Raw genomic sequence first — 21,567 nt, 5'->3', positions numbered from 1 at the left:
GAAAATGGCCCGTCGCGGGCCATTTTCGCCTCCACTGGACGGATTATCAGGCTGGCACAGTTTCTTCTTCTGCCACGCTGGCGGCCTCGACTACCGGTGCGGTGCTCGTATCGGCCGGCGTAAAGTTGCGCAAAAACAAGAAGAACTGGCCCATCATCTGCGTCCACAGTTGCAGATTGATATTCAGGTACTCCGTGCTGACGCCGCCGGCGACCAGCACATCCATCTCCAGCACGACGAAATCGCCATGCTGAGCCACGCGCGCGAAGCGCTTGCTGCGGTGCCATTCGGCCAGCAAGCCGGCAGGCAAATCGCCGCCCTGCACGCGCAGCGGGCAGCTCAGGGTCAGATCCGCGTACTGGCCAGGCGCGGCTTCATTGCCCCACAGCACCTGGAAGCCGATGCCATGGCTGGCGCTGTGCAGGCGCACGACGCCATCGTGTTCGATGCTGGTCACGGCGCAGCCGGCCGCCTTGATGGCCTCGGCCGTTTGTTCCGCGTTCAGGGTGGTCAGCAAGTTGGTATTCGTGTTTTCCATCGTCATTCCATTCATTTCAAGAAAAATTATTGGGGGGCCGGCGTTTCTGTTTGACGCGCATCAAAGCGGCCCTGGTACAGCTGGTCACCGTACTGCTGCGCGATTTGCTCGAGTTTTACCCGGCTTTGCGCGGCGAACGGCTGGCGCGCCTTCATGACGTCCAGCACGTCGAGACCTTCATACGCTTGCAGGATGTCCTGCCCGGCCGCATACAGCTGGGCATTCTTGCTTTCGCAGCGCGCCAGGGCGCCCCGCTGGGCCGTCACTTCGCCGTCGAGGCGCGCACGCTCCGCTTCCAGCCGCTTGCCCGTGGCAGTCAATTGCTCGCTGGCCTGGCGGTACTGCGCCAGGCTGGCGGCCGCCTCTTGCGCGGCGGCGGCGCTATGTTGTTGCTGCTCGCCCAGTTTTTCCCGCTGCGCACGCTCCTGCGCCAGTTGCGACTGGCTGCGCGCCAGCTCCTTTTTCAAGCCATCGCTGGCAGGTTCGACCGCAACGGGCGCCGCCTTGGCGGCAGGCACGCCCTTGGCTTTGAGCAATTCCAGTTCGCCGCGCGTCTGCTGCAATTGCGCCGTCACGTTGCGCAATTCGGCGCGCAAACGCTCTTCCATGCTTTGCCCCTTTTGCGCCTGAGCCGTGCTGGCGGCCAGCAAGCTCAGCAGCAGTAAAGGCAGGCGCATTTTGTTGGATATCAACATCATGGCTCCTTAGAAACGCGCGTTCAGTTCGATTTGCAGGGTGTCGATCGACAGTGCCGAACCGAACACTTCGCGGCTCGACGTCCAGCGGCCGTTCAGCCACGTATTCTTGTCGAGCGCATAGGCGCCGCCCAGGTAATAGCCGCGCGCATTCGTGCCGCCCAGGTGGAAAGTGGAATCGTTGTAGGCGTCAGGCAAGGCGTCCGGTTCGATGCGCTTGTAGCCAAGCAGCACGTTCCAGTCGCCGCGCGCGGCCGGGCTGGCCTTGCCCAGGGTTGCCTGCAGCATGTAGGCATTGCCGCCGCTCTTGAAATCGGCTTGCGACACGCCACCCGTGCCGCCGAAATTGTTCATGATGCCGCCCTTGGCGCGCGCCCACATTTCGTTCTTGTCGTAGGCCATGTTGCGCACATAGTCACCTTCGATGCGCAAGTCCGTGCCGCCGGCGACCTTGCTATCCCAGCGCGCATTCAGGTTGGCCAGGCGGAATTTCGAGGCCAGACCCACGAATTGCGGCTGCGGCGTATTGGCCGGATCCAGCGGGTTCAAGGCGATATTGCGCAGCAACATCAAGCTATTGCCCTTTTGCATGCTCGATGGACGCGACCAGTCCGTGCTGCAGGCATCGGCGCCCGCGTACAGCGCGCACGGCTGCGAATATTCTCCGCTGATGTTGCGGAAGTTGTAGTAGGCCAAGGCGCCACGCAGTTGGTGGTCGCTATTGATCTTCCACGATGCGCCCACTTGCGCGCCCAGCAGCCACTTGTTTTCGCTGGACATTTTTGCCTGGCTGCGGCTAGGCGCATTGTCGGACGAATACTCGAGCGGAATCAGGCCCAGCGTACCGAAGACGGTAACGTCCTTGCTCTCGCCGACCGGCTGCTGCACCTTGGCGGCGATGCCGTCGAAATTGAGTTCGCTGGAAAACAGTTCGTCGCCAGAGACGAAGGGATTGTCGAAGCGGCCCGCCGTCAATTTCAGCCACGAGGCGGGCTGGTACGACAGCCAGGCCTGGTCCAGCCAGATGTTTTTCTTGCCCAGGCCGCCACCGAGGGTTTGCGTGGTGGACACAGGGCTGTCGTCGTTGCCGCTGGCCAGGCGGATGCCCGCTTGCGTGGTCTCGGAAATGTCGGCCAGGATGCCCAGGCGGGCACGCGCGCGCAGCAAGTGCTTGCGGTCTTCGCGCGTGTTCAGCAACGCCGGCAGGGCCAGGTTGGTGTTCGAATTGACGTCGTAGCCGCTGCCGCTGTTGAGCGAACGCCAGTCGATCTCGATATTGCTGTTGGCCATGTCGTAATAGCGCGATTCGTAGCGCGCGCGCACGTCGCCTTCCAGACGGATGCGCTTGGTCCAGGCCGGCGTTTCATTCGGCGCAGCCCAGCCGCCCGCTTTTGCTTCGGCCATGACCTGGCCCTTGATCTCGTCGCGGATCTGTTCGCGCACGGTTTGCGAAATATACGGCACGCGCACGTCGCCCGGCTGCACCTGCGCCAGGGCCGCCGGCGCAGCGGCCGGACGGGCTTGCGCTTGTGCCAGCGCTTCACTCTGCGCCTGCGCCAGCAAGGCTTCGCCGGCATCCTTGTTCAGGGCGCCGCTCTGGATCAGGCCACGGATCAGCTTGACCATGGTGCTGTCGGCAGGTGCCGTCTGGGCTTGTACCGCGCCTGCCGCCATGCTCAGGGCCAGGGCAGCGAACGCCAGCGGAAGGCGGCGCGCACGCTGTGGGGAAGAAAATAAGGAATTCATCGCTTCTTTCGGTAAATGAGGAATTAGTTCATGCGCTTACGGGCGCCGACCTTTAATGGAAACGCGGGCCGGGAAACGCAGGGATGCCGGTGGCCGCTCATCGGCGCGGAAATCGCGCACCATGGCCAGCACCTGCTCATCCGTCTGCGCATTGCCCGTGCCTTGCACCAGCTGCACTTTCGTCGTCTTGCCTTCCGTATCGAGCCACAGGTCGACGCGGATGTCGCTAAACGCCAGCTGGCGCGTGCGCGGGTCGCGGGCAAACGCCAGTTGCAGCGCGTTGGCCACATAGCGGCCATACGATCCCGCGCCCAGCCCGCCGCCACCGCCGCCGCCCGTCATGCCGCCGCCGCGCCCGGCCTGGATGCCGAAGGCGTCGCTGCCTGCCTGCGCCGCGCCGTCGATGGTGACGGGGTCGCCCTTGTCCGGCGACGGGCTTTCCGGCGCGTCATCCATCGGCTTGTCGGCCGGCGTCGGTTCCGGCTCCGACACTTCCGGCACCACCTTGTCCGGTGTCGGTTCCGGCAGTTTTTCCGGTTCCGGCGGCGGCGGTGGCGGCGGTGGCAGCATCAGCATCGGCGGGGCCGCCACTTCGCGCTTGGTGGCGGCCGTGTCCGACAGCAAATACCAGACCAGCGCGACCAGCGCGCCGGCCAGCAGCACGCCGCCGGCCACGCCGCCCCAGCGGCGCCACCACTGCGCCGCGCCCGACGATTCCGGGGCGGCCATCTTCATCATGTCGTCACGCTTCACCTTGCGCTCCTCATGCCGGCTTGCCGGTCACCAGGCCCACCTGGTTCAGGTCGATGCGACGCAGCAAATCGAGCACTTCGACCACTTTCGCGTACTGCACGGCGGCATCGCCGCGCACGATCACGGGGAAGTCGGGCGTGAGCGCTTTTTCCGTGCGCAGGCGCTCTTCCAGCTCGGGCAAGGTGACGGGATAGGCGTCGAGGAAGACCTGGCCCGCGTTGTCGATGGTGATGGCCTTGGTCTTCGGTTTTTCCAGCGCCATGGCCGAGCTGGCCTTGGGCAGGTCGACCTTGATGCCGGGAATGCTGGCGTTGCTGGTCAAGATGAAGATCACCAGCACCACCAGCAGCACGTCGACGAAGGGCGTGATGTTGATGCCGCCGCTACGCTTGCGGGGGGTAAATTTGGCGGAGGTGGCCATGGTTATGCGCCCCTCACGCCTGTTGCAGCACGGGACGCATCTGGCGTCCGTCGCCCTGCTCTTCCGCCAGTCGCGTGGCGAACTCGTCGACAAAGACGGCCATGTCGGCAACGATGGCGTCCGAACGCGAGGACAGCCAGTTGTAGCCGAACAGGGCGGGAATGGCCACGCCCAGGCCGGCGGCCGTACACAGCAGCGCTGCCGCCATGCCCGGCGCCACCGAGTTGATGTCCACGGCGCCGGCCATGGCCGCCACGACGAACACCAGCATGATGCCGATCACGGTGCCGAACAGGCCGACATACGGCGCGCCTTCGATGGTGGTCGAGAGCCAGATCATGCGTTTGGACATGCGCTCGCTTTCGCGCACCATCACGCCATCCATGGCGGCGCGGATGGCGCCGATGGTCGCGTTCGAGACGGCGTTCAAGTCATAGCCGCGGTCGTGGCGGCGGCGCATTTCGTCGATGGCCACGTCATACAAACGCCACAGCGAGGAATCCGATTTCACGGAAGCGCTCAGCTTGCCGTTGCGCGACAAGTGGTCGAGCGGCGCGCCGGCCGCTTCATGGAACGACTGCATGAATTGCGCATTGGCGCGCGAGATGGCGCCATAGCTGCGGCCCTTGCCGATCATGATGATCCACGACAAGACCATCATCAGGCCCAGCACGCCGACGACGATCCACGCGTCGAGCGGCATGGCGGCGATGATGAAACCGAAATGGCTTTTACCCGCCTGCTGTTCATCGGCGCCAAACACGGCCAGGCGCGATTCGGAACCTTGCGAGACGGCGTCGGCAAGCAGCAGGGCGTCGGGACGGGCCGTGCGCGACAGACGCAGCTCGTCGATGGCGCCCGTGAAGTTGGCCAGGGTGGCGGCGCCGGCGGCGACCGGCGGCGCATCGGCGCCCACGGAAGCGGCAGTGGCGAAGGCTGGCAAGGCGGTGGCCAGCGACACGGCCGGACGGCCGCCCACGTACAGGGCCACGTTGTTCTTGTCGGCCTTGACGGCCAGGTGCGACCATTGCGCGGCCTGGATGGGCTGGCCCGGCTTGCTGCGCTGGCCATTCACCTGCACGAAAGGCACGCCCTGGTCCACGCCGATCAGCAATTCATTGGCGCCGTCGCGGCGCGCATACAGCACTTGCTGCGCGCCCAGGCTGTCCGGGCGTACCCAGGCAGAGAAGGTGAATGGCGCGCCGGCGGCCAGCGCCAGCGATGGCGAAGCGGGCAGCATCAGCGGCGTGGTGCCCAGGCGGGCGCCGGCGCCGATGACGGAACCGTCCAGCGCCGGCACGGCCGTCTGGGCATGGTTGCCGTAGGCGGTGCTGTCGCGCGAGGGCACGCCAGGCTCGGTGAAGTGGTACACGAGGCTGTAGTCGGGGTCGAACGTACGCTGGCCATTGCCGGAAGCGGGCGCCTTCGGATTGCCGTAGTACATCCACAGCTGCTGCGGCGTACCGGCCGTCAGGGCCGGCACGTCGACCCAGATCAGGGCGATGCCCAATAGCGGATTGAATTGCTCGATCTGGTGGTTCAGCACGGTTTTATCGTCGCCCGCCACGAAGCGCAGGTCGGCGCCGTTGTCGCTGACGCCTTCGAAATTGAAGTTACCCGAATGCAAGCGCAGCAGCACGGGAATGCGGCCGGGATCGCCGCCCACGGCGCCCGCCTTCGGGCCGGCGTCGACGGTGACGGGTTTGCGGTAAGCCCAGTCGGGCTGCCACCAGGCATGCGCCAGGCCGGGAACGAGCGTGCCCAGGATCGTGAGCAGGAAAAAAAGACGTTGCATGACAGTGATTCTCCGAAGAAAAGTCTAAAAAAGTGCGGTGCTGGTGAGCTGGCCCGTCAGTAGCTGGCCGACAGGTTGAAATTGATGCGGCGCACGTGCTTGTGCGTGCGCGGGCCATCGCGCAGCGGATAGGCGAAATCGATGCGGCCATTCAGGTAGCGCAGGAACTGGAAGCTGCTGCCCACGCCCACCGAGGCCAGGCCGAACAGGTCTTTCTGTTCCGGCAGCGGGTCGCGCAGGCGCAGGCGCGCGCCATCGGCAAAGGCAAACAGACGCCAGTTTTCCAGGCGGCTGAAATACGTCAGCTGGGGCGTGCGCCATTCGACGGTGCCCGAGACGCCATAGTCGCCCGTCGCTTCGGCCGACAGATAACCGCGCACGGAATTGGCGCCGCCGGCGGCCATCTGTTCGCCCGACACGAGCGCCGCGTCGGCCAGCTGGCCCGCCAGCTTGCCGTACAGCTGCGCGCCACTGCCCAAGGTGGTGGTGGCGTTGGCGTCGCCCTTCAGGACGAGGAAGCTGGGCGAGGCCTTGTAGCGCTTGTTGTCGTAGGCGGCGCTGTTGCTGCCATAGCCGAACGCGGCGCGCGTGCCGGCCACCAGCGACAGGCCCAGGCCGTACGTCGCCGTCTCCGTCTGCGCAAAGCCGTTGTAGGCCACGCTGAGCGGCACGTATTTCAAGGGCACGCTGGAACCGGCGCCATTCAATTGCAACGCTTCCTGGTTATCCTTGAAATCGATGCCGCCGCTAAAGCTGTGCCACCAGATGCCGCTGTTGGGCACCGTGTAATTGAGCTTCATGCCCAGCGCATGGCCCTTGCCCAGCACGCTGGTGCCGCCCGTGCTGGCCACATTGCTGTTCGACTGGTAGCCGGTCGCTTCCACGCTCCAGCCCTGCGTGCCGATGGGTGCCACGTACGAGGCTGACCACACCTTGGTCTGGTTCAAGTCGCCCGGCGTGCCGAAAAAGCTGATGGTGGCGCTATGCCCCATCTGCCACAGGTTGTCGTGGCCGAGCGAGATGCTGCTGCGCAGTTTCTTGGTATCGGCGCTGTAATCATTGTTCAAGCCGACGCTGGCGCGCCACGGGCTGCTGTCTTCCACTTTCAGGTCCACGTCCATGGTGCCGGGCAGGCTGCCCTGCTTGACCAAGGGCATCACCTGGCGCTTGGGACCCCGGTTCAGGGCCGTCAATTCCACTTGCGCCTGGGTAAAGTCGGGCACCTTGCCTTCCGTCAGGGCCGGCACTTGCTGGCGCACGTCGAGCGGCGAGTTGTATTGCGCACCAACCACGCGCAAGCGCCCCACCTTCGTTTCGCTCACCTGCAGCACCACCACGCCCTGCTCCACCTGCTGTTCCGGCAAATCCACGTAGACGGACTGGTAGCCGCGCGCTTGATATGCAGCAACGAGGGCGTCGCGCGCCCCTTCCACGTCCTTCAGGGTGCGGCCCGGCCCCAGGAAGGGCGTGACCGCTTCTTCGATGGCGCGCGCATCAAGTACGGTATTGCCGCGCACCAGGTATTCCTCGATCGTCAGTTGCCGTTCCGGCCCGGCGACGGGCGCGGCCGCCGGCACCGCATCCTGCGCGCGCGCCATGCCGGGCAGCGCCAGCATGGCCAGGCACAGCATCGTCAAGGCCCTTGCAGGCGCCGCTGGCGGCACGCCCCTGCCCTTGGTTGTCATTTCACGCATCTTCCATTCACCTTAAAATCAAACGGTTGCCCTGTGTTGCGGCGCTGGGCCGGCGTTTTTTTGTTGCTAATGCTGATCTACTGATGCCTAGACAGCCGCCGCGCGCGGCGACTGCCGAATGTCATCAAATGTTCATAAAACTCCACTCAAGGCTGCAAGCCGCGCCGCTCGTTCGGCGTCAGCGCCTGCAGCTGCGGCGCCGTCAACGGTCCCGCGCCCAGGACCTGCACCACGCCGGCCGGCTGGTAGCTGGACGCCTGCGGCTCGCCACCCTGGTGCTTGCCGACACCGGCTTCGTCCGCCTGCTCGTTGCCAAAGCCCAGCACCTTCACCGTGAACAGCGACGGCAGCGCCTGGCGCGTGGCGGCCCGTTCGCGCTGCAGCACGTCTTGCGCCGCCGTCACGGCTTGCGTGGCGGCCGCGCTGGCATTGCTGAGCGCGCCCACGTTCACGGTGGCGATCACGGGCAGACCCGTCGACTTGCCCTGCACCTGGACGTTTTCCGCATTGATCACCTGCAAGGCCGCCAGGTTGACATTGCCCGAAACGCGGATGCCCGCCTCGCCCGCGTCGATGCTGCCCAGCGGGGCGATCAGGTCGATGTCGCCGGGCGGCACCTCCGGGATCGGATTCAGGGTGGCGATGCCGGCGCCCGTGGCCGGCGTGCTCGGCGACAGGCTGACGAGGCCGATGCTGTCGTAGCTGCGGCGCTGCGGCGTGTAGACGACGGTGGACTTGGTGCCGCGGCCCGCATTGATGTCGCCCGTGGCCGACCAGGCCAGGATGTTGCCGCCGAAGGTGGTGAAGATGCGGCTCTGGCCCAGCAGGATGCTGTCCTTCGCATACATCTGGATCTCGCCCGCACCCTGCGTCAGCACGCCCGAGCCTTCGCCCGGCGCATAGCCGCCGTCGACGCCGATCAGCGCGCGCCCGCCCGGCACCGTGATGCCGATATCGCCGCCGACATCCGTGTGGATGCCGGCGTCGTTGACGATCACGTGCGGCACGTTGACCGTCGGACGGCCCGCCTCGGCCCACTCCTGCGGACTCAGGTAGCGCACGCCCGCGACCGGCCGCTTGGTATAAACGCCGTCGTAGTCGTTGACCGTGTACAACGCGCTGCTGAACATCGTCAGGTCGCCCTTGTACTCGATCTTCTGGCCCGCCTTGTCCTGCGCCGGGAACAGGGTGGCGATGGCTTCGCGGCCGCGCAGGTAGCTGCCGCGGCGCATGCCGTCCGCATCGTTGTACTCGCGCCCGGCCGCCTTCAGTTCGGCAAAGTAGACATTGCTCAGGTAGACCTGCTGCTGCTCCTTCGGCAAGGCGGCAAAGAAGCTGCGCGCATCGGTGGCCGGGTCGTAGCGGATGCCCAGACCGCTGTCGCCGCCAAAGCGCTTCGTCAGCCAGTTCACCAGGTGCAGCTGGCTGACCTGCGCATACTCGCGCGCCAGGTCGCGCCGCACGGCGCCCGTGGCCTGACCGGCCTTTTCCAGTTCCGCCTGCTTCGTGCCGAGGAAGGCGGACGCGCCCGCCTCGTCGCCGCTGTAGGCGAACTGGCCGCGCAGCCAGTCGGCCAGGGTCAGCTTGCCGCCGTAGACGTACACGGCGCTGCCGGCCTGGTCGGCCAGCGGGCGGCCTGGATCGGCCAGTTTGGCCGGGTCCAGGTAGCGCGCCGCGAAGGCCGCATAGTCGGGACCATTGCGACCCACGCCGGCCGCCACGCTGATGCCGGCGCCGTTGCCGCGCTCGCCGGGGCCGGTGTTGACGATGGCACCGAGGCTGCGCAATTCCGCCTTGTCGGCCATATACAGGTCGCGCCCGGCGCTCACGTTCAGCTGGCCCGGTCCCGCCACGTAGAAGGTGCTGTAGCGGATGTCGCGGCCGGCGCTGACGACGGAGACGTCGTCGGCATGGCGGTGCACGAACAGGTTGCCGCGCGCGGACGAGACGCCGGAGACGACCGGCTTGTCCGGATAATCGGGCCGGCCGACATAGCCCAGGCTGGTCCATCCTGCCGCACCGTCCGGCACGCCCTCGACGCTGCCGAGCGGCGTGCCGGAATTGACGATGTCGCGTCCAGCCCGCACGGCCACGGCGCCGCCGCCTTCGTACCACACGCCCAGCGGGCCCGTTTCGCCCTTCAGTGTTCCCCGGTACACGATGCCGCCCGTGCGCAGGCCGACGATATCGCCGCTGTTGGCATAGAAATGCGCGGGCAGCTGGCCCACCGGCACGTAGTCCGACACCGTCGGCGCCGTCATGCTGAACAGCGGATACAGTTGCTGCGAGCCGTCGCTGGCGCCATTCGACGACGAGCCGAACCATTTCAGCGCACCGGGCGCCAGCCCGTTGGCGCTGACGTTATGCAAGGGCAGCAGACCGAACCAGACCGGGTCCAGGGCGCCGACGAAGCCCGGGTTGAACGGACTTGGCAACAGGCGCGGATCGGCGCCCGATGGCGTGATCGGATAGCCGGCCGCATGGATGGAGTCGGCCGCCAGCATTTCCAGCTGGCCCGCGCCCGTCTTGACAAATTGCGGCGCCACCGGCGACGGCGCCAGGATCACGCCGTTTTGCGGCATGTCGACCTTGCCGCCCTCGCCCAGCCGGCCCAGGCTGGCATTGCCGTAGTACAGGCTGCCGCTGGCGGCCACGGCGCGCAGCACGGACGGCATGACGAAGCGTGCATCCGTTGGCGCGTGGTTATCGCCCATCTCCGATTGCATCCAGGCGGACGTCGGCGTCAGATTGCCGCCGGCGCTGAACAGGTCGATGGCGGTGGCCGGCGTCCACAGCGAGAACCAGCTCCAGCCTTCGCCCTGGCGCTTCACGCCCTGGTAGTTGAACGGCGAGCCATTGCCCAGCTGCTTGACGCGGCCCGCATCGGCCGTACCGCCCAGCACCAGGTCGCCGCGCGCATCGATGCGCACGCCGCTGTCGCCCGGCACGAGGATCGGTCCGCCGCTGGCAATGGCCGTGCCCGCCGCATAGGTTTCATACGGCCGCGATTCCTTCGGATCGGCGCGGTCGAAGCGCAGTTCGACGCCACCCACGGCACCCGCCTCCATGCGCAGCGCGCCGCGCAGATTCGTGAAAGTGCTGTTGAGCGTCGGATACTGGCGCTCGAAGCGCGTGTCGGCATTCGGGACATCGCTGTTGGCGTCGAAGCTGCGCACCTCGGCGACAGGGTTGAGGCCACCGCCGATACGGATGTCGAGGTCGCCGCCGCCCGTCAGCAGCAGCTTGCCGTCCGGCGTCACCCTGCCCGTGCTGGCCACAGCCACGTTCAGGCCCTGGCTGCGCGGCGCGAACTCGCCGCCCGGATCGGCGCGCGACGTCAGCATGCCGGCGTTGCCGCCCGCCTGCAGCAGCACGTTGCCGCCGCCGAGGGTGCCGATGCCCGTAAAGCCCGATACCACCGGAACGCCCGAAAACAGATCGTAGCCTTCGGGACGCGCGACATAGGTGCCGAAGTTGATCCACCACGCCGTCGGCACGCCCGCGCCCGTGCTGCCGCTGCCCTGGCGCCACAGCCAGGCGCCGATGTCGCTGGTATCCTGCTGCGCGCTCAGGGTACCGATGGCATCCTCGCGCTGGGTGGTGGCCGTCCCCATGGTGTCGCCCTTGACGTCGCCCTGGGCGCGCAGCAGCAGGTTGCCGCCGTGCTCCGGATACCAGGCGCGGTACAGGCTCTCGCTGCCGCCATCGACGAAACGCGTCAACTTCTCGTCGCCCAGCGCGCCGAGCAGCTTGCCCTTGGCGTTCAGGCCGCGCGGCAGGTTGAACAGATCCTTGCCATCGACCAGCGGCGAGGCCGACTGCGTGCCCGCCGTGTAGACGCCATACAGCGAACGCATGTCGAAATCGCCGGCGGCGAGCAAGTCGAGGTCGCCCGTGCCCGTGCGCAGCACGCTGAACAGGGGCTGGCGCGCCGGTTCCACGTTGGTCACCATTTCGGGTGGCGTGCCGTCGGCAATCTTGACCACCAGATTGGCGTAGTATTCCAGCATGAATTGCTCGCCGCCCAAGTCATCGACGTTGACCTCGCCTTCCGGAAATCCCATCTCGATGGCTTCTGCGCTGTAGATATATTTGCCCGGCAAGCCCGTGCCCGGCTTGATCGACGTCCGTTCCCCCATACCGTAATGCGTATCGGCCAGCATCAGATGGGCATCCTTCGCATGCGGCCGCAGCGCGCGCGTATCGGCGGCGGCCGTATCGGCGCCGCCCACCAGGCGCAGCGACCACGCTTGCGAACCCTGGGCCAGCATGGGCGCCAGCGCCAGGTTGCGGCCCTGGCTGCCCGCGCCATCCTCGGCGCGCAACGCCACCACGGTCGCGTCGTCCGGCAGCTTGACCAGCGTGCCGGCCGGCAGCACGCTGCCCTTGTCCAGCGCCAGCGCCGCCGCCAGCACCACGCCGTTGATGGGATTGACGCTATCGCCCGTGTCCCGCGGCTTGCCTTCCGGGAAAGGCAAGGCCACGTTCGCCGGCCACAGCATGGCCGCCACGCTGGCCGCGCCGGGCAGGCGCAGGCCGGGATCGAGCTGCATGCCGCTCGATAAGGTCAGCGCCTTCGGCAAGACCGTGCCGGCCGCGTACAGCACCGTGCCGTCGGCATCGCGCACGGCGCCGCCCAGCACGCTGCCGGCCGGCAGGTTCAATTCCGCCGTCAAGGTGGCGCGCGCCGCCAGCAAGGTGCCGCCGCGCAGCTGCATGGCTTTCATCGGCACGGCGAAATTGACGCTCGTGCCCGATTTGAAATACGTGTCTTCCGCCAGGGTCACGAGGCCCGCTTGCGGCACGACGACCTCGCCGCCCCATGGCAAGCGGCCCTTCACCAGTTGCCAGCCCTTGTCGTCCGACGTGACGGGCAAGGTGCGGGTATCGAAGCCATCCGTGATACTGCCAAAGACGCTGAGCTTGCCACCGGCGCGCACGACCAGCGCGCCCGCCTCGCCCGAGCCGTACACGCCGCTCAGGCGCGCCAGCGGATTGACGCCGTCGTAGCGGTGGCCCGACAGGTCGATGTCGCCATCGATGTGCAAGTCGCCGCCCGGCGTGGCGCTGACGACCTCGACGCCAGGGCGCAAGTGGAAAGCATTGGCGTCGCCGCGCAAGCCGCGCAATTTGTTGCTCATCAAGTTGCCGTTGGCCAGCGCGTGGGCCATGAAGACCTGGCTGTCCCCGTGTTTCTCGTCCAGATAGGCCTGGTTGATGCCCTGGTAGCTGCGGCCGTCCGCATCCTTGCTGGCGCCAGCCGGGGCATCCTTGTATTGCCAGAAGGCGTTGACGTTGATGGTGCGCGCGCCGGCGATGTTCAGCGCGCCGGCCGCATCGATATCGATATCGTCGCCCGTGGCGCCGCCCAGGCGGCGCGCGTTCAGGTCGATGCTGCCGTAGTTGCCGCCCTTGTCGCCGCTGCGCAGGTCGAACCGCGCGCCGCTTTCCAGGCTCAAGCGTCCGCCAGGCGCGGCCAGTTCGATGACGGCGCGGTTCGGCGCCTCGATCACCTGGCCATAGCTGTCCGTGCGCAGCACCGTGCCATGCGCGTCGAGCACGGCGCCGGACTGGATGGTGACGCCGTCGCGCCCGGCCAGGCGGATGCTGCCCACCTGTTCGCCGCTGGCGTCGATGCGGCCGCTCACGGTCAAGCTGCCGCCATCGACGGACACGCTCACTTCGCGCGCCTTGACCTCGTCGCCGATGGTCAAATTGCCCTGCTTGAGCTGGAAGCTGCGGCTGCCGAACACCTTGCCCGTGTTCAGGCGCTGGTTGAGACCGGCGAAGTCGCCGATCTGCTGGGCCCGCACCTCCACGCCGCCGGCCGCGTAGGGCACCAGGGTACCGCCCGCGTCATAATGGCCGCTGGCGCCGCCCAGCAAGCTGCCGCGCAAGTCGGCCGTGCCCGCCGCGTCGCCTGTGGCGATCACGCTCAGCTTGCCGGCGCGGTTATTCACGGCCGACAGGTCGATCACGGAAGCGCCCGCCTGGCGCACGTCGCCTGCGCGGCTGTCGAGGATCACGTCGCCGCCCCAGCTGTACTTGCTCGTGTCGTAGAAATCGATCTTGCGGCCCGCCAGGTCCAGCTTGGCCTTGTCGCCCAGCAATACATCGCGCTCGGCCGACAGGGTCAGCTTTCCGCTTGGCAGAACCACGGACGTATCCACGCTGACGCTGTTGCCGTTCAGCGCCACTTCGGCGCCCAGGGCGCCGGCCAGCGCCGCGTTCGTCGGTGTGGTGGGGGTAGCGCCGGCCGGCGCGCTCACCTTGAGGTCGCCGCCCGCCGTGATGCGGTTGACGGAACCGGCCGCGCCCGTCAGCAGCGGCGTGTTGATCAGCAGATCGCCGCCGCTGTAGCGGTAGCCGTTGATGGCCGTATCCCACGCGCTTTGCGACTGGTAGACGGACAGGCCGCCTTTGTTGTTGGCGGTCAGCTGCTCGCTGGCATTGAGCGCCACCTGGCCGAAGCCCAGTATCAAACGGTCGAGGTTATGGATGGTGTCGGGACGGCTGTCCGGCGTGAAGCCGAACTCGATGCGCCTGGCGTCGATCTGCAAGCGGCCGCTGCCCGTGCCGGGGCCGTTGGCAACGACGGCGCCGGGCGCATTCGTCGCGCCCTGCCATACGAGGGTGTCCGTGTGGATGCGCGCCAACGCGTCCGTGCCGCCATAGCCGTAGATGGCGGGCGTGTTGAGCACCAGGCGCGACAGCGACGACTTGCCCGTCGCCGCATCGATGGTCGACAGCTGCGACGAATCGTAGAAATTGAAGGAATTACGCGCCGTCAAACCCAGGCTTTCCAGCGCCGGTGCGCCCGTGCTCGTATCGCCGCGCAGCAGGCGGTCGAGCACGTCCTGGTTCAGCGCCAGGCCGTCCGGCAAAGCGCCACGGGCGCTGGCGTCCGCCAGCGCAGCCGCGCTGCCGATATTGATCGCCCCCATCCCCAGCACCAGGTTGCGCGTGCCGTAGCGCACGTTGTCGCGCAGGGTAAATGCGCGCTCCGTGACGGCGGCGATGGTGCCTTCCGAATACAGCGAGGTGGTGCCCGTGCAGGCGCCGCCCGCCTTGACGCACGTGCCGATGTCGATGATGCCGGGGCCACCCGAATCGAACGGCGTGCGCACGGCCGGCAGCATGTCGAGCCAGCCGTTCGAGACGGCCAGCACGCTGCCCATCGGCTGGTACACAAAGCCGTCGCGCGAGTCCCAGGCCGCCTTGCCGCGGCCCAGCGTATTGATGCCGGAACCTTGCTCGAGGAAGATGCCGTCGTCGGTTTTCGTGGTCACCAGGAACACTTCGGCCGCCTTCAGCACGGCGCCCTCGCGCAGCACGATGCCGCCCGCCGATTCGTTGATGGCGGCGATATTGGCGCGCTGATTGGTACCCGTGGCGAAATCGCTGTAGGTGACGCGCGGCAAGCCGCCGATGCCCAGGCGCTGGGCGCCGAAGGCGTTGATCTGCGAAGCGTGCACGGAGACGCCATCGAAGTCCGCCTGCGCTGCCGTGCCGTCGGCCAGCACTTGATAGCGGGTACCCGCATGGCCACCCGTGCCCAGCAGCAGCGAGCCGCCAAAGCCGCCCTCGGCCGGCGTGTACAGGGCGCTGCCATCCATCATCAATGGCGTGTGGTTATTTTCGACGCTGTGCAGGGACGGGGCGATCAATTGCACCCGCACGCCCTTGGCGTCGCGTTCCAGCGTGGCGCGCGGCACGCCGTCGCGCGTGGCTTGCGCCACGGCGAAGGCGGCATACCCGGTCTCGTTGTATTGGGAATAGCTGCGCAGCACGTCGGCCGGCGTCAGGATGGCCTGGCTCGGCACGGCGTCGCGGATGGCCGTGCCGGCGATACCCGTCTGCGCCGCCGTCGCGTACGAACCATTACGCATGGCCACCATGCCGCCCGCCTCGACGGCGCCGGCCAGGCCATTCAGCTCCACGCGGAAGGCGCCCGGCAGCAAGGCGAAATTCGATGGCAGCAAGGTGTAGGTGCCGGCCGCCAGGCCAGGCACGCCCGCGGCGATGGTGATCTGGCGTCCCACGGCAGGCTTGCCCGCGCCCTGCTCGGCCGTCAAAGGCGCCACGTCCGGCTGCACGCCGGGAATGATGGCGTACACGGGATTGGTATTCAGGCCGGGCAAGGTAAAACCGCCATTCGGCTTCATCTGCACCAGCGGATTGAGGCGCGCATCGGTGGAGCCGCCCCGTCCGCCCAGGAAGGCCGCGCCCGTCAAGGTGCCGCCGCCCGACAGGTCGAGCACGGCGCCGGCTTGCACGTCGACGGTGGCACCCGTCAAGGCGATCTCGGGGCCGTTGCCCACGCCCTTGAAGACGACGTCGTTGCCGTCATACAGGTAGCTGAGGCCATCGAGCGTGCCGCCGTACGGCATCGTCAAGCCTTTCGCGCTGACGGACGTCAGGCTGCCCGGCAACAGATTGACATGGCCCGTGTTGGCTTCAAAGCCTTCCGCGCCCAGGGTGATCTGGCCCAGCGGCGCGCGCAGCACGCCATGCTGGTTGATGGTGGGCGCAATGAGGCTCAGGCTGCCGAACACGGAAAACGGCTGGTTCGGCGTGGCGCTGCCGGCGCTGCGCTCGACAGTGAGCGTGCGCAGCGGATCGAGCGTGACGCGGATATTGCCGTATTCATCGACCCGGCTGCTCTGGCCCACCGTGACCATGCCGCTGTCGCCCGTGGCCGGATAGATTTGCGCGGCGACCAGGGTGGCGTTGCCCGGCTGGTACAGGGCGGCGTTGTTCGACATGCGCAAGTCGCCGCGGCTGTTCAGGGTCAGCTGTTCGAAGGCATCGCGTTCAACGGCCAGCGGCGTGCCGCTGCTTTGCACGATCTCGCCGCGCGTCCCCATGTTGACCTCGCCCGCGAGGTCGAGCATGCCCGCATCGATCTGCAGCAGGGAACCATCGGCCACCAGCGGCACACCCAGCATGCCGCGCCCCTTGCCCGAATTTTTCGAGCCCTTCACGGCATTGGGCACGATGTAATTGTCTTTCTGCGCGCGCGCGGCCGTTCCCAGGCGTACATACGGCGCAGCCAGGTGCACCTGGCTGGCAAGGCCAGGCACCTTGTCCTGGCCGTCCCCATCCAGCTGCGGCAGCGGCTGTTGCTGCTGCGCCAGGCCCAGCGAACTGGCGCTCAGGCGCAGGCTCTGGCCCAGCGACAGCTTGACGTCGCCATCGACGCTGAGCATGCCGTTCACATGCATGGCCAGGTTATCGAAGCCGCCGGCCTTCACGCGGTCGGCGCCCAGGCGCGCACTGCCGTAGCGCAAGGCCTCATCCTGCTGGCCGGCGCGCAAATCGACCGGCAAGACGCTGTCGCCCTGCACTTGCGCCAACACGAATTCGCGCGGTACCCGCACCGCATTGTCGACGCTATCGCCTTCCAGCGTCTGGCGGTTCACCTGGCCGTAATTGGGCGTGTCGAGCGCCAGCGCCAGGGTGCCACCGGCGGCCCCGGCGCCACCGGCCACCGCGCGCATGGTGCCATCGGCAAAGATGCCGTTGTACGAACTGAGCGAAATCAAGCCGCCGCTGCCGGCCACGTTGACGGCGCCCTGATTCGGCAAGTCCAGCATGGCTTGCGCCCCGCTGGCGTCGAGCAGCGCACCCGGACGCACGACGACAAAGGCGTCGGCCGCGTCGACGCTGGCCGCGTCGGCCTTGTAGCGGGCGCCGATTTCGATGCTGCCGCCCTTGTCGGCGCGGCCATAACGGCCGCCGCGCATGTCGGTGGCGACGGTGGCGCGGCCGGCGACGTCGAGCACGGCGTGTTCACCGATCCAGATCGACGTGGCTTGTCCCTTGCCGTTCGGCACATCGGCATCGCTGCCCGTACCCAACGTGCCGGGCAGCACGGCGATCTTGCCGCCCCAGGCGTCGAGGCGGCCATCGATGCTGACCTGGCCATTGCTCGTCATGCTGATCTGGCGGCCCGGATCGACCGTGACGACGGCGCCTTGCGCCACCGCCAGGGAGCCCTTCACGTACGGGCTGCCGGCCGTCAGCGTCAGGTCGGCGCCGGCGCGCTGCGTCAAGCGGCCCTTGCGCGCATCTTCCTGGTACAGCTCCGGCGTCCACACTTCCAGCGCGGCGCCTGGATCGGTGCCGCCCGCCACCGTGTGGCCGGTGGCGGGATTGAAGCGCAGCACGGGCATCTTCACATCGATATGCGCATCCTTGACCACCACGACGCCGTCGCGGCCCGTGACGGCGTAGTCGGCAAAGCCGCTCTGGAACAGGCTGGCGTCCAGCGCCAGCATGGGCTGCACGGCAACGTCGCGCCCCAGCATGGTGCCGGTCGGCAGCAGCACGCCGCGCGGCGCGCGCACATCGTCAGCGGCGATGCTGCCGGCCGCATACTGTGTCGTGATCGGCACGATGGGCAAGCCGTTCGGAAAAGCCGCCGCCGAGACCTCGAAACCCGTGGTGAGGCCATTGATGGCCGTCACCACGCTGCCGGCGGGAACGATGGAACCGCCCTGGACATACGCCGTGCCGTTGATGAAGAAGCTCGCGCCCGGCGGTACCAGCACATTGTCCCCCACGACCAGCGGTTTCTGCGTCGACACGTCCGCCGTCACGGGCATGCTCAAGGTCTGGCCCGGCTTGATCAGGCTGGTGCTGAGCGCGAAATCGAAGGGAATCTTCTCGCCCTTGGCAATCAGAAATTCATCGGCCAGGCGCAGGCCGACGGGGGCGCTGCTTCCCCCTGGCAGCACGTCGCCGTCCCGCAGCTTGCCGCCGATGCTGACGGCCGTGCCGCTGTCGATCGTCAGGCGTCCGCCGCCCTTCACGCCATGGCCGCGCAGCTCGCCGTCAAGCTTGAGCAAGGCGCCCGTCGGCGTTTTTTCGCGCGGCAAGTCAACGGCCAGGGCGATGTCGCCGCCGCGCCCGCCCTGCAGGCTGCCATTGCTCATCAAGGCCGCGCCCGACGAGACGTCGATGACGCTGCCGCCGGCCAGCTCGATGTCGCCCGAACTCTTCAACGTGACCTTGCCGCCATTCACGTACGGCAGGCCGGCGACCGCGCCCGGGTCCAGCTCCAGGTTGCTCCACAGCCCCCGCGCATCGAGACGCATGCCGGGCGCCACGCGCAGGCCTGCCGGGCCCGTGGCGCGCCCTTCCGGCGACACGGGACCGTCGATCCACACGGCGCCCCCGTTCGCCTGGTAGCGCGAGACCATATTGCCGGCCGCGATGCTGCCGCTGCGCGCGCTCACGTTCGCCTTGATGGCCACGTCGGTGGCATGCAGGGCGATGTCGCCGCCATCGGCCACGCGCACGTCGGCGTTGACGTCGAGCTTGTCGTAGGCGTAGATATTCAGGGCACCCAGTTCCAGGCCATTGAGCCAGTCCGCATCGAGCTGCAAGGTCTTGCTGCGCGCGGCCGGCAAGGCTTCAGTGAGCAGCTGGCCATCGGCGACGGGCGCCACCTTGCCGATCTCGACGCTTTCCAGCACGGCTTGCGGGCTGTCGCGCAACTGGCCCGCCTTCGGATCGAAGACGGGCGTCATTTTTCCGACGATCAATTGGCCGGCACGTGCGGCCGACGTTTGCGCCTGCTTGTAGCTATCGACGCCGTCATCGCGCTTGCGCTGCTGGCGTTCGCCCTGGAATACGGACGTGTCGACATCGCCTTCCAGTACGGCGGCGCCCGTGGAGACGATCAGACGGCCCGCGTCGCGGCCCACCGTGTAGCCGTTTTCCAGGCGCTCGCGGGGACCGATCAAGGCATTCGCATGGGTTTCCGTCGTGTTCGCCCCCCAGCGCGCATGCGTGCTTTCATAGCCGCGGTACAGACCCGTGTACAGATTGTCGCCGGGGGCCGTGCTGAGCTTGTACATCGCGCCATCGGCGCCTTTCAGCCACGTCTGCTTGACCATTCCCGTCTGTACGTCCAGAGAACCGCCGGCGATGTTGATGCGCGAACCGGCCTGCGTCACCACTTCGCCGCCGCCAAAGCCGACGGTGCCGCCCTGGGCCGCCCATTCGCCGATGCCGTGGCCGCTGGTGTTCAGGTAGCCGCTCACTTCCAGCAAGCCGCCCGCCGTGTACCAGCGGTCCGTGGCGTAGCCGTTGGTGCCGGCCGGCACCAGCACCAGGTCGCGGCGGTCGACCCACACATCGCTGTTGTTCAGGTATTTGGCGTCGCGGCTGCCTGGCGCGTCGCGCTGCTCGTTGCCTTGCACGTTGATCAGCACATTGTTGCTGCTCATGTCGACCTTCACGCCGACGGCGCCCGAGACGTCGATGGCCGCGCCGCGCGCCACGTGGCTGCGGCGGGCCGCATCGGCCAGCACCTGGCCGCCCGTGGCCAGGGTCAGCGAATCGCCTTCGAACTCGATGTTGCCGGCGGAAACGATGCGCACCAGCGACTGGTCGCGCCGGTCCTGCGGCGTATCCGTGCCCTTGCCCGTGTCTTTCAGCAGGGTATCGCGCTGCACGTCGAGCGCCGTGGCGCCGTTGTCGTCGATGACGATGGCGCTGACGCTGCCGCGCGCCAGGGTGACGGCGGCATTCTCACCCGCCGCCGCCAGGTGGATCGTGCCGCGGCCGTTGACGGTCGTGCTCGACAACAGCACGCCATCCTGGCGCACGCTATTGCCGCTGAGCGTGATGTCGCCCGTGGCCGCCTGGATCAAGCCGTTGTTGACGACGCTGCCGGCGCTGCTGCCAGCCACGCGCAGCATCTCGACTTCATTGCCGCGCGTGCTCGAATACTGGTTCTTGTCCGTGCCCATGCCCTGGCGCACGGCGATGGCGTCGCCGGCCGCCAGGGTGGTCTGGCCGTTCGGCGTGGTGATGGCGCCCGCATTCTCGACGGCGCGGCCGGCCAGCAGTACATAGCCGCCGCCTTCCGTCACCGTCTGCGGCTTGCGCGTGTCGATGCGCGCGCCGGCGGCAACGACGACGTCCGCTTCGGCCGCAGCATGCGTAAAGGTATTCTGGCCCAGCAACAAATCGTTCGCGAAGGTGGGCACGGCGCCCGTGCCCTGCGCCTTGCCATACAGGCCGCTCTTGAACTGGCTGTCGCTCATGCCCATGGCGGCCGCGGCCAGGTTGCGCGTATCGACCTGGCTGCTGCCCGTAAACACGATGCCGTTGCGGTTGACGATCATCACCGTGCCGTCGGCCTTGATCTGGCCCTGGATCTGGCTGGGGTGCGCCAGCGGATCGTTGACGCGATTCAACACGGACCAGTGCGATTTCTGGTCGAACTGCAAGGTGGTGTTCTTGCCGACGTTAAAACTTTCCCAGTTCAGGATTGCCTTGTCATCCGTCTGCGCGACCTTCACGACGGTCTTGCCATCGGCCTGGGTTTGCACGGGCGCCTGGGCGTTGAGCCAGCCCGCCGTCAGGCTGTTACTGTCGACCTGCAAACCGCCCTTGACGAGGCCGTCGGGCGCGCCGCCGGCCGCCAGCGCCGCCTGGCGCGCGGCCGCCTGCACCGCCTGTTCGGCGGCGATGCCGCGCGCGGCCAGCAACAGGTTGTTCAGCGATTGCTGCAACTTGCCTTCCGCTTTTTGCTGCTGCAGCAAAGGATTGTTCAGCGACGTGGCCGGCTGGCCATTCGGCAAGCGTCCCGTGGCGGCGGCCGTTCCCTGCTGCGCGCCCTTGCCCGCGAACCAGGCGCCGCTGAACGGCTGCTGCGCCTGCGCGCCACCCGCCTGCAGCAGCATGGCGATGGCCAGCGCCAGCGGTTTCAAGCGCACCGGACGCCCGTTGTGGCTGCCCGCCATGGCGGAGGAGGATGCGTGTTTCGTGACCGACTTGCTTCGCTGCATGGCGACATTCCCTTTTCATGTTCCGTTGCTGACCGATATCGCGAGGCGGCGCGCGGCACGCACGGGGCGGGCGGCAGGCACTGATTCGCGGCTTCCAGCAGCATTGACAGGGAACAAGGT

General features: G+C 67.4%; 8 protein-coding genes. All 8 read right to left on the bottom strand.

What is annotated here, in order from left to right:
• Positions 1–46 precede the first annotated feature (46 nt).
• Positions 47–538: a YbjN domain-containing protein gene (locus ASN89_RS13625; RefSeq protein WP_052755691.1), complete on the bottom strand. Its 492-nt coding sequence runs from the start codon at positions 536–538 to the stop codon at positions 47–49.
• A gap of 26 nt (positions 539–564) precedes the next feature.
• Positions 565–1,236 carry a hypothetical protein gene (locus ASN89_RS13620; RefSeq protein WP_082654563.1) on the bottom strand — a complete coding sequence of 224 codons (672 nt, stop codon included), beginning with the start codon at positions 1,234–1,236 and terminating at the stop codon, positions 565–567.
• A gap of 6 nt (positions 1,237–1,242) precedes the next feature.
• The gene (locus ASN89_RS13615; protein ID WP_058049630.1) at positions 1,243–2,979 is read right to left on the bottom strand and encodes a putative porin; all 1,737 of its coding nucleotides are present in this window, start codon (positions 2,977–2,979) and stop codon (positions 1,243–1,245) included.
• Positions 2,980–3,015: 36 nt separating this feature from the next.
• A complete protein-coding gene (locus tag ASN89_RS13610; RefSeq protein ID WP_235501965.1) occupies positions 3,016–3,732 on the bottom strand; it encodes an energy transducer TonB in 717 nt (238 codons plus the stop codon).
• A 10-nt stretch (positions 3,733–3,742) separates the two neighbouring features.
• Positions 3,743–4,153 (bottom strand): ExbD/TolR family protein, encoded by a 411-nt coding sequence (locus ASN89_RS13605; protein WP_034753784.1) that lies wholly within the window; start codon positions 4,151–4,153, stop codon positions 3,743–3,745.
• A gap of 13 nt (positions 4,154–4,166) precedes the next feature.
• Positions 4,167–5,948, bottom strand: a complete 1,782-nt coding sequence (locus ASN89_RS13600; RefSeq protein ID WP_058049629.1) for a DUF2341 domain-containing protein — start codon at positions 5,946–5,948, stop codon at positions 4,167–4,169.
• Between the two features lie 56 nt (positions 5,949–6,004).
• Entirely contained in the window at positions 6,005–7,642 is a 1,638-nt protein-coding gene (locus ASN89_RS13595; protein WP_152988560.1) for a ShlB/FhaC/HecB family hemolysin secretion/activation protein, read from the bottom strand.
• Between the two features lie 146 nt (positions 7,643–7,788).
• Positions 7,789–21,447 carry a filamentous haemagglutinin family protein gene (locus ASN89_RS13590; RefSeq protein ID WP_058049628.1) on the bottom strand — a complete coding sequence of 4,553 codons (13,659 nt, stop codon included), beginning with the start codon at positions 21,445–21,447 and terminating at the stop codon, positions 7,789–7,791.
• Positions 21,448–21,567 lie beyond the last annotated feature (120 nt).

This window comes from Janthinobacterium sp. Ant5-2-1 (assembly GCF_001445815.1).
GTDB classification, from domain to species: Bacteria; Pseudomonadota; Gammaproteobacteria; order Burkholderiales; family Burkholderiaceae_D; genus Janthinobacterium; species Janthinobacterium lividum_E.
Note: the sequence above shows the minus strand (reverse complement) of the source record. Positions and strands in the feature narration are given on the sequence as shown.